This window comes from Dyella silvatica, from assembly GCF_026283955.1.
Taxonomy (GTDB): domain Bacteria; phylum Pseudomonadota; class Gammaproteobacteria; order Xanthomonadales; family Rhodanobacteraceae; genus Dyella_C; species Dyella_C silvatica.
The window spans coordinates 1-13,581 of record NZ_JAPDPE010000137.1 but is presented as its reverse complement, the minus strand read 5'-3'; the positions used below and the strand labels follow the sequence as shown (position 1 = coordinate 13,581).

Annotated in this window: 12 protein-coding genes; 4 read left to right on the top strand and 8 right to left on the bottom strand. The window is 59.9% G+C overall.

Annotation, left to right across the window (positions count from 1 at the left end; all coding sequences use genetic code 11):
- The 3 genes from OUZ52_RS20000 to OUZ52_RS19990 form a co-directional block, all read right to left on the bottom strand.
- On the bottom strand, positions 1-2,001 hold a 2,001-nt coding region (locus OUZ52_RS20000; RefSeq protein WP_266160316.1), incomplete at its 3' end, for a DUF3772 domain-containing protein.
- A 79-nt stretch (positions 2,002-2,080) separates the two neighbouring features.
- Positions 2,081-2,656 carry a disulfide bond formation protein B gene (locus tag OUZ52_RS19995; RefSeq protein ID WP_266160315.1) on the bottom strand — a complete coding sequence of 192 codons (576 nt, stop codon included), beginning with the start codon at positions 2,654-2,656 and terminating at the stop codon, positions 2,081-2,083.
- A gap of 9 nt (positions 2,657-2,665) precedes the next feature.
- A complete protein-coding gene (locus tag OUZ52_RS19990) occupies positions 2,666-2,821 on the bottom strand; it encodes a DUF5993 family protein (RefSeq protein ID WP_266160314.1) in 156 nt (51 codons plus the stop codon).
- 233 nt (positions 2,822-3,054) lie between these two features.
- Between OUZ52_RS19990 and OUZ52_RS19985 the strand changes: the two genes are divergently transcribed.
- The 4 genes from OUZ52_RS19985 (at position 3,055) to OUZ52_RS19970 (ending at position 8,206) form a co-directional block, all read left to right on the top strand.
- Complete coding sequence (locus OUZ52_RS19985) at positions 3,055-4,902, top strand: ABC transporter ATP-binding protein (protein ID WP_266160317.1); 1,848 nt, start codon at positions 3,055-3,057, stop codon at positions 4,900-4,902.
- Between the two features lie 109 nt (positions 4,903-5,011).
- On the top strand, positions 5,012-6,115 hold the full coding sequence (locus OUZ52_RS19980; protein ID WP_266160313.1) for a hypothetical protein: 1,104 nt from the start codon (positions 5,012-5,014) through the stop codon (positions 6,113-6,115).
- Positions 6,116-6,332: 217 nt separating this feature from the next.
- Positions 6,333-6,887, top strand: coding sequence for a hypothetical protein (locus OUZ52_RS19975; protein WP_266160312.1), 555 nt, complete (start codon positions 6,333-6,335; stop codon positions 6,885-6,887).
- Between the two features lie 305 nt (positions 6,888-7,192).
- Positions 7,193-8,206 carry an alpha/beta fold hydrolase gene (locus OUZ52_RS19970; protein ID WP_266160311.1) on the top strand — a complete coding sequence of 338 codons (1,014 nt, stop codon included), beginning with the start codon at positions 7,193-7,195 and terminating at the stop codon, positions 8,204-8,206.
- A gap of 252 nt (positions 8,207-8,458) precedes the next feature.
- On the opposite strand, the gene OUZ52_RS19965 is transcribed toward OUZ52_RS19970, so the two are convergent.
- The 5 genes from OUZ52_RS19965 to OUZ52_RS19945 are packed head-to-tail and all read right to left on the bottom strand — an operon-like array spanning position 8,459 to position 13,580.
- Positions 8,459-9,262 carry a 3-keto-disaccharide hydrolase gene (locus OUZ52_RS19965; RefSeq protein ID WP_266160310.1) on the bottom strand — a complete coding sequence of 268 codons (804 nt, stop codon included), beginning with the start codon at positions 9,260-9,262 and terminating at the stop codon, positions 8,459-8,461.
- Positions 9,263-9,282: 20 nt separating this feature from the next.
- On the bottom strand, positions 9,283-10,197 hold the full coding sequence (locus tag OUZ52_RS19960) for a hydroxypyruvate isomerase family protein (protein WP_266160309.1): 915 nt from the start codon (positions 10,195-10,197) through the stop codon (positions 9,283-9,285).
- Between the two features lie 2 nt (positions 10,198-10,199).
- A complete protein-coding gene (locus OUZ52_RS19955) occupies positions 10,200-11,255 on the bottom strand; it encodes a sugar phosphate isomerase/epimerase family protein (RefSeq protein WP_266160308.1) in 1,056 nt (351 codons plus the stop codon).
- A 35-nt stretch (positions 11,256-11,290) separates the two neighbouring features.
- A complete protein-coding gene (locus tag OUZ52_RS19950; RefSeq protein ID WP_266160307.1) occupies positions 11,291-11,878 on the bottom strand; it encodes a gluconate 2-dehydrogenase subunit 3 family protein in 588 nt (195 codons plus the stop codon).
- A gap of 10 nt (positions 11,879-11,888) precedes the next feature.
- A complete protein-coding gene (locus tag OUZ52_RS19945) occupies positions 11,889-13,580 on the bottom strand; it encodes a GMC oxidoreductase (protein ID WP_266160306.1) in 1,692 nt (563 codons plus the stop codon).
- Position 13,581: the final 1 nt, after the last annotated feature.

Genomic DNA, 13,581 nt, shown 5'->3' with positions numbered 1-13,581 from the left:
GCGCACGTTAATGCGGCGAATATCGCCTTCGACTCCGCTGATGCTGACCCAGTCGCCGACTTTGACCGGCCGCTCGGCCAATAGAATCAGGCCGGAGATAAAGTTCTGCACGATGGCCTGCAAGCCAAAGCCGATACCCACCGACAAGGCACTGGCGACCCAGGCGATGCTTTGCACGTTGACACTCAGCGCACCGAGCACCAGCACAAATACCAGGACGCCACCGACGTAGCCGATCAGGGTGACGATGGAGTTCTGCATGCCATGGTCAAGCGATGTTTTCGGCAGCAGCTGCTGGCTTAGCCACTGCTTGATCAGGCGAATTATCTGAAACCCGACCAGACCGACCATGATCGCGGTCAGGATATCGCCAGGCACGATATTCAGAGAACCTAGCGCGCGGCTGGTAAACAGCTGGCCGGAGCGACTGATCAGTTCATCCGGGCCGGCATCGTAAGGTGTGGTGATAGCCAGCGCGACCGCCAGCAGCAGCAAGGCAGCCCGGCACATGCCGGATAAGACGGTGGAGGTTTGTTCCAGGTGGCTGGCGCTGACGCCGAAGGTGTCCTGGATGCGTTTGCCGGTATATCCGTTGGGCGAGAACAAGCTCTCGAAGATGTCGTGCACCAGGTGCATCAGCAGATAGGCGGTGGCGGCGATCAGGCCGATGCGCATCATCTGCCTGGCAATATAAAAGCCGAGCGCGATGTAGCCGGTGGCGATGCTGAGCAGGCACAGACCGACGCCGATAAAAGCCCCGGCCACCAGCAAGCCAACCCATAGCGGCCGCTTGGCCGGGGTCTCGCCTGCGGCAAGCAAGGCCCGCCGGGCACGGCCCAGGCGGAACAGCATCGCCGCGATCACCCCGCTTACCAGCAGGGAGATCAGGCCGGTAACCGCCATGGTGGCTGCCAGGCTCGCACCGATATTGTGGTTGATCTGCTCAACCACACCGACCAGCATCACGCAGCCGGCCAGCAGCCAGGGAAAGGGGCGCAGCCGCCGCGCGGCGTCATCGGATAATGGCGGCAGCCGCCATGACGGACGGCTGGCGCACAGCAAGGCGTGACCAAGGCCCGCCACGTAGGCGGCGAAAAAGGCCTGCCTTACCAGCGCCCTGGCCATTTGATCGAGCTCGGCATCCAGGGTGTCGTTCCAATTGAACGCCAGGTAGACCAAGTGAGCACTAAGGCTGAAGATGAGCGCGGTGGTCAGCGCGATCATCATGGCCAGGGCGCTACGCCGCAAACGGCCGGCTTGCAGGTGGATGCTAGTCAGTTTCAGCATGCTTCGTTCGATCAATTTGCCGCCGACCAAGAGCAGCAAGGCGGCGATCAGGCAGATGATGAACGGGGTGCGATTGGCGGGTTGCCAGGCTTGCTGGGCGGCGTTGTCCGCATCTGTGCCGAGCAGCGATATCGAGGTTCGGTCGTCCGATAAATTGTTGCTCAGCTGTGACCAGAAGCTGCTGCTGAATGGCGACGCGGTGCGCTGGGTGATTTGCGCTTCGAACAGGTCGCGACGCATCCCGGCGATCTGGGTGGCCAGTTGCGTGGCGATCAGGCTGGTGGTTTGCGCCTGCTTTTTCTGCGCGTCGAGATCGGCCTTGGCCTTATTCAGTTGTTTGCGCTGGCTGATAACCTCGGGTGCCTCGGGCGGCGCGGCTTTATCGGTAGGCGCCGGGCCGAGTACGGCGAGCTTTGCGTCGAGACTGTCATTTTGCGGCGCAAAGCCGACGACTAGCTGATCGGCCTGTTGCTGGACGGTCTGCGCCTTGCTGCGCAGCGCGACAAGCATGGTGTCGTCCGGCGGTGTTTTATTGGCCAGCACCTGCTTAATGCCATCCAGCGTGCTGTTTAGTTGATCGATGCTGGGTGGCTGAGCCGCGGTGGCGGGCGTCAGCGGGCTTGGTGCGTCTGGTGCGGTAACGGGCTGGGCAAGCAGCGGCGTGCTGCCGATGGCGAATAGCAGAATCAGCGCATGGCGCAGCAGGATAGTCATGCGCGAATGATCCGGGCGTCCATGCACCGGGTCAATCGAAAGTATGGCTGGATCGCCACATTCGAGCCGATCAGTTCAGCTATTTCAGCAGTTGGTAGTACACGGGGTCGTCCGGCAGCACCCAGTGCAGGCCTTCCTCGATAAACACCGACAGCAGATTCGCTGCGATCAGGCCTGCCAGCAGCCATGGCAGCAGCGTCGAAAGTAGCCGCAGCGGCGGCGGAGTCCAACCTTTGGTGCCGATAAGCAGCAGGCCAACAGCGGCGCCGAGCAACACGCAGATAAAGACCAGCAAGGCCCAGGTATACAGATGCAGGCCAAGCACCGCGCTGCCGTAGCCGGGATCGCCGGGCAAGATGTGCAGCAATACCTGGCGGGTGGAGATAGCCATGCCCAGAATCGCGGCCAGCACGCTTAGGCCGAAGCCTTGGGCATAGATGGCGCTTTCGTTATGGCCGCGCCTGGCTTCAAACAGAATCATCGCCGGCCCCAGCGCACACAGCATCATCGCCATGCGTTGCAGTATGCACAGCGGACAGGGCAGCTCGCCCAGGGTTAATTGCGCGACAAAGGCGCCGGCCAGACACACGCACAGGCCAAGCAGCATGATTTGTGCGCAAGTAAGCGCCCAACTTCCATTGGTGAGGGGTTTCATCGCGGCGCCTCAGAAGGAAAGCGGCAAGGCGCTGGTGGTGTGAAACGCGAATAGCCCTGCGCTAAGCAGCAGGCTTAAGAGGAACAGGCCCAAGGCCAGCGTGCGTCGTGATCGCAACAGCATGAACCAGGTCGTCAGAATCAACGCAATGATGATGGTATCCATAAGGGGCTCTTTATCTTTGGGGTATCCGGGATGCTTGCGGGATCGCCGGAACGGGGAGAGCATGACTCGCATTGAGTCGCTGGGCGGCCATGCCGACGCATCGTATCCGGGCTGGCTGGCGCAGCGTTATGAAATGACCGTCGGCGGATCTGCCCATCCGTCATATGGAATAGGTCAGAGTGTCCCTGGCTCGCCTACAATGGCGCTCTTCACATCGCTGGCCATTCCCGATGATCTTCCGTTGGTTCGAATCGCTGATCGATGCTTTCAAAGAGCCGGTCGACGAGATGCCGCCGAAATCCGTATGGCGGTTCTATCTGTTTTACCTACGTCAGGTCTGGCCGGTTTTCGCCGGCGCGATCGTGGTGGGTTTTGGCGTGGCTATCGTCGAGGTTTCGTTGTTTGGCTTTATCGGCAACATTGTCGATATGGCCAAAGGCGTGCCGGCGGCCGACTTCTTCAAACAGCATGGCAATGAATTGCTGTGGATGGGCTTTGTCGCCCTGATCGCTCGGCCGGTGGTGATCGGCCTGCACGATTTGATCGTCAATCAGGCGATTGTGCCGAGCCTGACCAGCCGTATTCGCTGGCAGAACCATCGCTACGTGATACGCCAAAGCCTGGGTTTTTTCCAGAACGATTACGCCGGGCGCATCGCCAACCGCATCATGCAGACCGGTGCCTCGCTGCGTGAATCGGCGGTGCAGATTGTCGATGCCATCTGGTATGTCGCCATTTACACCGGCAGCGCGATTGTGATGTTTGCCAAGGCCGATGTCTGGCTGGCCGTGCCACTGGTGTTATGGCTGTTTGCCTATGTCGGCACCTTGAGCTATTTCGTGCCGCGCACCAAAGAGCGCTCATGGCGCGCATCCGAGGCACGCTCCAAATTGATGGGCCGCATTGTCGATGGCTATAGCAACATTCTCACCCTGAAATTGTTTGCGCATACGCATCGCGAAGAGGCTTATGTCGCCGAGGCGATGGGCGAGCAAATGGAAAAGCTGCGCCGGATGACCCGGTTGACCACGCTGATGGACAGCAGTATCACCGCCTTGAACGGCTTTTTGATTGTCGGTACCTCGGCGCTGGCGATCTGGCTGTGGAGCCAGGGCAAGGTGACGGTGGGCGCGATTGCGCTGTCCACCGGCCTGGTGATTCGTATCAACAATATGTCGGGCTGGATCATGTGGGTGGTCAACGGCATTTTTGAAAATGTCGGCACCGTGCAGGACGGTTTGCAGACCATCGCACAGCCGCGTGCGGTGCAAGACCGCGCCGATGCGGCGGCGTTGAAGGTGAGCCGCGGCGAAGTGCATTTTGAGGACATCCATTTTCACTACGGCAAAGAAAGCGGGGTGATCAGCGGCCTGCAATTGAATGTGCGGCCGGGTGAAAAGATCGGCGTGGTCGGCCCATCGGGTGCCGGCAAGTCGACCTTGGTCAATGTGCTGCTGCGGCTTTACGACCTCGAAGAAGGGCGCATTCTGATCGACGGCCAGGACATTGCCGGGGTTACCCAGGAAAGCCTGCGTTCGCAGATCGGCGTGGTCACCCAAGACACCTCATTGCTGCATCGATCGATACGCGACAACCTGCTGTACGGTCGCCCCGGTGCCACGGATGAGCAGATTCTCGAAGCCGTGCGCAAGGCGCGTGCCGACGAGTTCATTCCAGAGCTCATCGACGGCGAGGGTCGTCATGGCTATGACGCGCTGGTCGGTGAGCGTGGGGTGAAATTGAGCGGCGGCCAGCGCCAGCGCGTGGCGATTGCCCGCGTGTTGCTGAAAGATGCGCCGATCCTGATTCTTGACGAGGCGACCTCGGCGCTGGATTCCGAGGCCGAAGCTGCGATTCAGGACAGCCTGGAAGTGCTGATGCGAGGCAAGACGGTGATTGCCATTGCCCATCGGCTCTCCACCATCGCCCGGATGGATCGGCTGGTGGTGATGGATAAGGGGGGGATTGTCGAAAGCGGCACGCATGCCGAGTTGATTGCCCGAGGTGGTTTGTATGCGCGGCTGTGGCAGCATCAAACCGGTGGCTTTGTGGCGGCGGAAGATGCGGTCGAGATGAGTTGATCTTGCCCGCGGCATGGCCGGCTGCTGGAAAGCTTTGATCCCAGGGCGATGCCGCAACCGGACGCGCGCCCATTAGACTGAGCGCCAACTCCATGGATGCGAGCCTGTCTTGATTCCTGTCGCGCTGCCTTCGGTTCTGCTGCTTGTTTTGTTGCTGGTGTCCTTGCTGGCGGCGATATTCCTGACCGGCTGGGCCATGACGTTGGCGTTGAGCAAATCGGCGCGACGCGCTTTTCACAGGCGTTTGAAGACCTCGGTCACGGTGCTGCTGTTGTCGATGGCGCTGACCGGCTTCTTTCTCTTGATGCTGCTGAGTGCTCACGAGGTGACGCGTGAAGTCGATCAGCAGCAGGCCGCACGACATATCACGCTAACCAAGCCGACCCGGTTGGGCGGTGTGGATATGCCGGCGGGGAGCAAGCTTTTGCTGGACCTGGCCGGTGACATGGAATCGTTCAGCGTGGCTGAATTTCCTCATCCGGTGAGTGCTTACGGTGTCGAAGCCATCAGCTTGAATCGTGCCGTAAGCATCGACTATGACGACAAGACCTTTGCGACCAAGGGCAGCCACGCCACCTCGGTTGCGGTAAAAGGGCAAGGCAGTCAAAACGTGCAAGGCTGGCGGTGCAACGCGGCCGAACCGATCCAGTTTGCGCTGCAGCCCGATGGCCGCCTGAAAGATTTCGATCAATGCCAATTGGACGATGGCAATCAGGTCGGCGATATCGGCCTTCCCAAAGGGGCGACCGTACGACTGAATGGCGGAACGACCTACGGCGATGGCTTTCGCGATGACGATTACTGGAAAATCCAGTTGGCGGATAACCAAGTGATCCGGCTATTTCATCTGCCGCTGAAGCGGCCTCGGTTGATGCTGGACAAGCAGCGCCGATTGCTCGGCTTCGATGAGGCGGGCCTGGCTTGCGAAACCACGCTGGGACCGATGACTTACCCCGCTGGAACCTCGGTGCAGTCGGTCGGGCGAGAGCAGCGCGGCAAATATCCAGGAACCTGGGTTTTCAGCCCGGCGACCGATAAGGTGGCGAGCTACCAGGGGCATGCGGATGTGCCGCACGGTATGTCGGTGCTGCAGACCGCCAGCGGAGAGGTCGCCGCAGTGATGCCGAGCCAGCAGGCCGGGGTGTTTTTCTTTGCGGCGATCACCGTCGATGGCGCTGGCTCGGCCAAGCCCTCAGCGGATCGTTGCCCTTAGCTCCGGCTAAGATGGCTGCCGGGACTACTTAAGTCTGTCAACACGAGCCACTGCTCGATGCGTAGCGTGCACGGCATCGGGTGACTATTGGTGAAAACCTATATGTTCTATTTCGCGTCTTCGGGCGGAGGTGTTGCCGGTGCGCCGTCCGGAGTTTCATCCGCATCTATTCAGATGGCTGGAGATAAGAAGCCGATCGCCAAATTGAGACTCACGGGTGAATGATATGGAGTATGAGGATAAGGCCGCCAAGTTGATGGAAGTGTTGGAGAGCCGGAAGAGTTTTCCTGACTACATTTTTTCCAGGCGATTTGAGCAGCATTTTTTTTTCGATCTCGATATCTGTTCGTCTGATATCGTGATTTGTGCGGCAAAAGAAATAATATTGAACTGTCTCGGCACTGAGGTTCGGGTTGCCGTTTTTTCTTTTACGGAAAGAACCCTGCTCGGCTGGCTGGAGTCCGATGACGATTGGTCATTCAAGATTGGCGCTATGAGTGAGTCATTGCGACGGTCCGGTGATTACAACGGGCTGATTTTGATCGACGATTTAAAGAAATGCATTGTCTACCAGGCGAGGCCTGTTGACCTCGGTATCCTGGCTTTTGATGGAAGCAACAACTGGCGAGCGATTTCGACCGTCGCGCGAGACTGCTTCGTCGACGCTCATGACATCGAGAGCTGGCTGACCGGTGAGTCAGTGTATGGCGCTGCCTTGGTCAATGATTTAGGACGCGAATACCTTGCTGCTCTGGCCAAGAATTACGCCTGACCTCATGCGAATGTTTGACCTGGGCGAGGCCCAAGTCTGGCCTTAGTTGGACTGCATAGACGAACACACTTAGGCGTTTGTGTACTTGGCTTTGACCATACTTTTCTTGGGCAATGTTGCGCTCACGCAGCACCGGGGTTCATCGGCAGAGCTTTCCTGGTCTTGCGCTGCGGTGTCAGCGCGAGAGCCATAACGATAGACGACCACAAGCGGTACTCGTCACCCGTTGTCGGATGACTTCTTACCTGCGACTCCGACCGTGCGTGCTGATGAAATGCAGCTTGACATCATTTGGAGCAAATCAGGTGCGCTATCTTTCCGGGCTACTTTTTACGTGCGCGATGGCTTGTGCGCCGCTGGCTGATCTACGAGCTGCCGATGCAGACCTTAAAAATGCCAACGATGTCTACAACCAACTTCAGCATAATGCGTGGTACCTGAAGACAGCTGATCATGTCGCCGATTTATATGTGACGGAACTTGGCGTGGGAACCCCCGTCGTATTCCTGCACGGCGGTCCAGGCAATGATTTCCAATACATCATTGATGCGCTGCGTCCGCAACTGGGCGAGCATCGATTTATCTTATTCGACCAGCGAGGGAGCCTGCTATCGCCCGTGCCGGAGCAAGAGGTTAGTAAGCTCACGATGGGGCAGCTTGTCGACGACCTCGAAACACTTCGAAAGGCGCTCGGCGTAGAGAAGCTGGTTTTATTTGGCCATTCTTTCGGCACTGTATTGGCCATGAGCTATTACCAGGCGCATCCAGAACATGTGGCTGGTCTGGTGTTAGCGGCTTCGGTACCACCGACCTTTGGGCCCGGTGGGCTCGCTGCTTGGCTTAAAGTGATGCGTCCTCGGCAGCACGTATTGATGGGGCGAGCGGAGGCTATAGCGGCCGCGGAAAAGGCGGCCAGTCTCCCGACGGATCCCAAATCGGATACGGCTCAGCAGAAGAGTACGCGCTGGCGTATCGAAAAGCAGGCGTCACTGAATATCATTGACCTCAGTCGGTGGCGGGATATCACCGGTGGTGGGGTTTACTACAATGAAAAGGTGTCTGAGGCGATTGGCAACACGTTGCCATCCGATTTTGACGTCCGACCAACACTGAAAGCGCACCCTGTGCCTATTACCGTTATTCAGGGAGATCACGATTACATAGATCCGGCAGGGCAGTCATGGTTGAGCGATGTGAAAGCGGGCTTGGCTCAAGTGAACGTTGTGCCGTCGGCCAGCCATTATTCATGGATCGATGATCCTTCGGGTTTTGCCATTGCTCTGCGCAAAGGGCTGTCACGCGCAGATGTCGGGCGCTAGACCGTGTCGAAGCAAAAGAGGGATAAACGGGGATGATTGCTCGCGTGCGGCGACACATCAGAGCTTTTCCTGATCATTTTGATCGCTGGGTGACCTACGTGAACTCGCCGCTTGCCCGGTAAGGAATGCTGCTTCGATGCCTGCCCGCCGAGCCGGCGAAAATGCAGTCATGCAGCCTATCGACCTCTTCGATTTTCGCCTCACCATCGCTCCTGCGATGGTGAGGCGCGACCGAATGATGGAAGCGCTCGCTTAGTCCAGCGGGCGCACCCAGATATTGCGGAAGCTGATGGGTTGCGAAGGGTCGCCGTGCGCCTGGAGCTTGATCGCGGCCTCGGTATGCGGCTTGTATTTCGGCTTGCCGATGTAGAAGGTCTCCCCGCTTAGCTGGGTATGGTTTTGTACCAGCACGCCGTTGTGGAACAGCGTGACGTAGGCTGGCGACTTCAGCGTTCCATCGGTGGCGAATACGGGGGCTGTCCAGATGGCGTCGTAGGTTTGCCATTCGCCTGGCGGGCGCATGGCATTGACCAGCGGAGCTGTCTGTTTATAGACGCTGGCGGCCTGGCCGTTGACGTAGGTCGGGTTCTGCCACGAATCCAGGATCTGGATTTCATAGCCCTCATCGCCCGGCCCGGTCGAGGCCAGGAACAAGCCGCTGTTGCCGCGTGCCTGGCCTTCGCCGGTGATGCCTTTGGGAACCTGCCATTCCAGATGCAATTGGTAGTTCTTGAAGCGTTGCCTGGTCTGGATATTTCCTGCGGCCTTGTTGACCGTTACCACGCCGTCGTGAAGTTTCCAGCGCGCAGGCGAATGGTCCTTGGATGATTCCCATTGATCGAGGCTACGGCCGTCGAACAGTACGACGGCATCGGAGGGTGGCTGAAGGTCTTGCTTGCCCGGTGTGACGATGGCTGGCACCGGCGCCCATTGCTCGGTGGCTTTGGGATCGGTCGGCTCGACTGCGCCGGCGGGAGCTGCCTGTGCCCAAGCCGACGATGAACCGATCGTGGTGAGCGCTATGAGGGCAAGGGCATGCACGATACGCTGTTGCATAAGTGGTTCCCGGCAGAGGTTTAGACCGTGCATATCTTGACTGCCTCGGCGAAGGAGGCGAAGGGATCAGCTTGCGTGGGTACGAATTCGTGGGCGATGAATCCCGAGAAATTCAGGTCCGCGATGGCGCTGGCGATGGCGTGATAGTTCAGCTCTTGAGTGCCATTGATCTCGTGGCGGCCCGGGACACCACCGGTGTGGAAATGCCCGATCCACTGGATGTTGTCGCGTATCGTGCGGATCACGTCGCCCTCCATGATCTGCATGTGGTAGATGTCGTAGAGCAGCTTCACATGGGGTGAGTTGATGCCCTTCATCACGGCGACGCCGAATGCGGTGCTGTCGCCTTGGTAGCCGTGATGGTCGACCTTGCTATTGAGCAGCTCCACACAAATCGTGATGCCGTTCTCGGCGGCGTAGGGCGCGATCTTGGACAGCCCGGCAACGCAGTTGTCGATGGCCGCGCGCTCGTCGATGCCCGCCTTGCGATTACCAAACATGGCGATCAGGTTGCTCACGCCGGCGCGTTTGGCGAGCGGGATGGTTGCCTCCAGCTCTTTCAGCAAGGTGGCGTGATTGGCGGTGTCGTTAAAGCCCATGGTGATGAAATTGTCGCGTTTGGCGGGGTAGCCCATGGACAGCGCCAGGCCGTGGTCGCTGACCACCGCCCACTCGTCCGCGTAGAGCAGATCGACGCCGCTGAAACCGATCGCCTTGACGCGCTTGCACAGTTCGGGAAGCGCGGCTTCGGACGTCCAGCGGCTCAGGGATTGCTTGAGGCGTCCGGGCGGGGCCTTCGCCGGGGCGGGTTTGTTGGGCTCGGCGCCGGGCGCGGCGTGGGCCGATGGCAGAAGAGCGGTAGCGCTGAAGGCTGCGGCAGCGGCGATCTGGCCCAGCGCGGCGCGGCGGCTGATACCTTGGAAATCTGCGGACATGGTTATTCGAGCCCCAAGAGTTGGCGGTTGAAGCCGCGGTCGGCGCCACTGGCGGCAAAATCGTCGAACGCGCGATCGGTGACCTTGATGATGTGGTCGCGAATAAAGACGGCGCCTTCCTGGGCGCCTTGTTGGGCGTCTTTCAGGCAGCACTCCCATTCGAGTACGGCCCAGCCCGGATAGTCGTATTGCGCGAGCTTGCTGAAGATCGCGCGAAAATCGATTTGTCCGTCACCCAGCGAACGGAAGCGCCCAGGGCGATCGATCCAGCTCTGGTATCCGCCATAGACGCCAGCGCGTCCATTGGGCCGGAATTCGGCGTCCTTCACGTGGAAGGCGCGACTGCGCTGGTGATAGATGTCGATGAAGGCGAGATAGTCCAGCTGCTGCAGCAACATATGGCTGGGGTCGTAGAGGATGTTCGCGCGCGGATGGTGATCGACGGCATCGAGAAAGCGCTCGAAGGTGGCGCCGTCATGCAGATCCTCGCCGGGGTGCAGTTCAAAGCAGACATCGACGCCGGCCTCGTCGAATGCATCGAGAATCGGCCGCCAGCGTTTGCCGAGTTCGGTAAAGGCCTCCTCGATCAGGCCGGTGGGGCGTTGCGGCCAGGGGTAGAACCACTGCCAGGCCAGCGCGCCGGAGAAGGTCGCGTGCGCGGACAGGCCGAAGTGCTTGCTTGCCGTCGCCGCCAGTTTGAGCTGCTGCACGGCCCAGGCCTGACGCTGTTGCACGTTGCCGCGCAGTGCCACGGGTGCGAAACCATCGAATAGGCGATCGTAGGCCGGGTGCGACGCGACCAGTTGCCCTTGCAGATGGGTGGACAGCTCGGTTACCGCCAGCCCGTGTTCGGCCAGCATGCCGGCTATGTCGTCGCAATAAGCCTTGCTCGCCGCTGCCTGTTCGAGATTGAACAAACGATGATCGTTGCTGGGAATCTGTATGCCGACAAAGCCCAGCGACGCCGCCCAGCGGGCGATGTCGGGCAGTGTATTGAATGGCGCCGCGTCTGCCGCGTACTGGGCAAGAAAGATGCCTGGCCCCTTAAGTGTCTTCATGCATGCTCGCCTGATCGGTGTGCTCGGTTCATGAGTCAGAGCTTCAATTCCGTTTCGACTGCCCAGGCCTTGCCGTTGCCCGCCTGCGACAGCGGTATGTCGGCGTGGTAAGCGCCGGGGATGGCGACGTATTGAAGCACCTGCGTGCAACCGGGCTCGGACATGAAAAAGCCCAGCATGGCCAGTTTCTTGCTCATCAGGACGAAGGCGCTCGGCGTCGCCGCGGTTTCCTTGAGCTTGCTCAGCGCCTCGGTGTGCAGGCGGGTGACCAGAGCCTTGCGCTGCGCATCATCAAGCTGAAGAAAGGGCTTGCCGCCGACCTTGTCGAAGGCGGCAAGCGAGCTGAGGTAACGCTGCTGCTCGGCCTTGGTATAGACGCTTAGGAACATCTGATCGATAAAGTTCGGTACGCCGGCATCGATGGCCCCCGGGGTGTCGGTGCGCGGGATGATGATGTCAACCACCGCAGCCACCAGGTTGATTTGTGGCCGGCTGAAGAACTGCGGGTTCGTGCCAGGGTTTTGTGCTGCTGCGTGGGCGTCGACAATCGCCAGCAGCGAGGGCGACGCCACCGCGCCGACCGCCAGCGCGGAAACACATTTCAACCATTCGCGACGATTCATGGCGATCTCCTCAGATATTTCCGCGCTTGAGTTCTTCCACCGCGTGGCTGGCCGCGCGCGCGGTCAGTGCCATATAGGTGAGGGATGGGTTCTGGCAGGCGGACGAGGTCATGCATGAGCCGTCGGTGATGAAGACGTTTTTGCAGGCGTGCATCTGGTTCCATCCGTTGAGCACCGAGGTCTTCGGGTCGCGGCCCATACGCGCGGTGCCCATCTCGTGGATGCCGGCACCGACATTCGCCTCGATCTTGAACGAGCGCACGTCGCGATAACCGGCGGCGCTGAGCATTTCGAGCGCGTCGTCGATGATCTCCTTGCCCATCAGGATTTCGTTCTCCTCGTGCGCGGCATTGAAGTTGAGTACCGGCATGCCGTACTTGTCTTTGCGGCTACGGTCCAGGGTGACGTGGTTCCGATGGGAGGGCAGCATTTCGCCGAAGCCCATCATGGACAGCATCCAGGGGCCAGGAGTCTCTGCGGCGCGCTTCAGCTCATCGCCGAGCGCAGGCTGGTCGACCAGCCGGGTCCAGTCGCGGCGGCTGGCGCCACCCTGGAAGCCGAAGCCACGCAGATATTTTCGTTTCTCGGAGCCGAGATTTCGGTAGCGCGGAATGTAGAAGCCGTTCGGCCGGCGTCCGCTGTAGTAGCGGTCCTCATGGCCGTCGACGAGCGCATGCGCGCCACTGCCGAACAGATGATCCATGATGTTATGACCCACTTCACCGCTGTCATTGCCGAAGCCATTCGGAAAACGGCTGGAGGTGGAGTTCAGCAGAATATGCGTGGTGCCGAAGGTCGAGGCGCACAAGAAGATCACCCGCGCGAAGTATTCGGTTTGCTGGCCGGTTTCGCTGTCCAGTACGCGCACGCCGGTCGCCTTGCCCTTGATGTTGTCGTAGATCACCTCGTAGACGATGGCGTTCGTCACCATGGTCATGTTGCCGGTCTTCTCGGCCGCGGGCAGGGTCGACGAGTTGCTGCTGAAGTAGGCGCCGAAGGGGCAGCCACGCATGCACAGGTTGCGATACTGGCACTGTCCGCGCTGCGGGCTCTTGTCGTGCTTGAGCGGTGCCGAGAGATTGGCGGTGCGGCCGATGATCAGCTTACGGCTGAACTTGTCGGACAGTTTGCCGCGGAAGTCTTTCTCGACGCAGTTGAGCTCCATCGGCGGCAGAAACTGGCCGTCCGGCAGTTGCGCCAGCTGCTCGGTCGAACCGCTGACGCCGATGAACTCCTCGACGTAGTCGTACCAGGGGGCCAGGTCGTCATAGCGGATGGGCCAATCCACCCCGACACCTTCTTTGCCGTTGGCTTCGAGATCCATCGGGCTCAGGCGATAGCTTTGCCGGCCCCACATCAGCGAGCGCCCGCCGACGTGGTAGCCGCGGAACCAGTCGAACGGCTTGGTTTCGACATAGGGGTTGTCGAGGTCGTCGACGAACCAATGCTTGGTGGATTGAGTGATGCCGTAGAACGACGGGCGCGTATGCACCGGGTGACGGCGGATGTCTTCCTGCGTCGGCTCGTCGGCGTAGGGCAGCTCCCAGGGGGCTTTCAGGGCGGTTGGATAATCGCCGTGCTTGACCATCGGGCCGCGGTCGAGCACCAGCGTTTTAAGCCCTTTCTCGGTCAGCTCTTTAGCCGCCCAACCGCCGCTGACGCCGGTGCCGACGACGATGGCGTCGTATGTGTTCTTGTCCATG

What these genes read in the sequence shown, in the direction of transcription:
- OUZ52_RS19995 (WP_266160315.1), bottom strand. Translation starts at nt 2,656, where the DNA reads ATGAAACCCCTCACCAATGGAAGTTGGGCGCTTACTTGCGCACAAATC.
- OUZ52_RS19990 (WP_266160314.1), bottom strand. Translation starts at nt 2,821, where the DNA reads ATGGATACCATCATCATTGCGTTGATTCTGACGACCTGGTTCATGCTG.
- OUZ52_RS19965 (WP_266160310.1), bottom strand. Translation starts at nt 9,262, where the DNA reads ATGCAACAGCGTATCGTGCATGCCCTTGCCCTCATAGCGCTCACCACG.
- OUZ52_RS19960 (WP_266160309.1), bottom strand. Translation starts at nt 10,197, where the DNA reads ATGTCCGCAGATTTCCAAGGTATCAGCCGCCGCGCCGCGCTGGGCCAG.
- OUZ52_RS19955 (WP_266160308.1), bottom strand. Translation starts at nt 11,255, where the DNA reads ATGAAGACACTTAAGGGGCCAGGCATCTTTCTTGCCCAGTACGCGGCA.
- OUZ52_RS19950 (WP_266160307.1), bottom strand. Translation starts at nt 11,878, where the DNA reads ATGAATCGTCGCGAATGGTTGAAATGTGTTTCCGCGCTGGCGGTCGGC.
- OUZ52_RS19945 (WP_266160306.1), bottom strand. Translation starts at nt 13,580, where the DNA reads ATGGACAAGAACACATACGACGCCATCGTCGTCGGCACCGGCGTCAGC.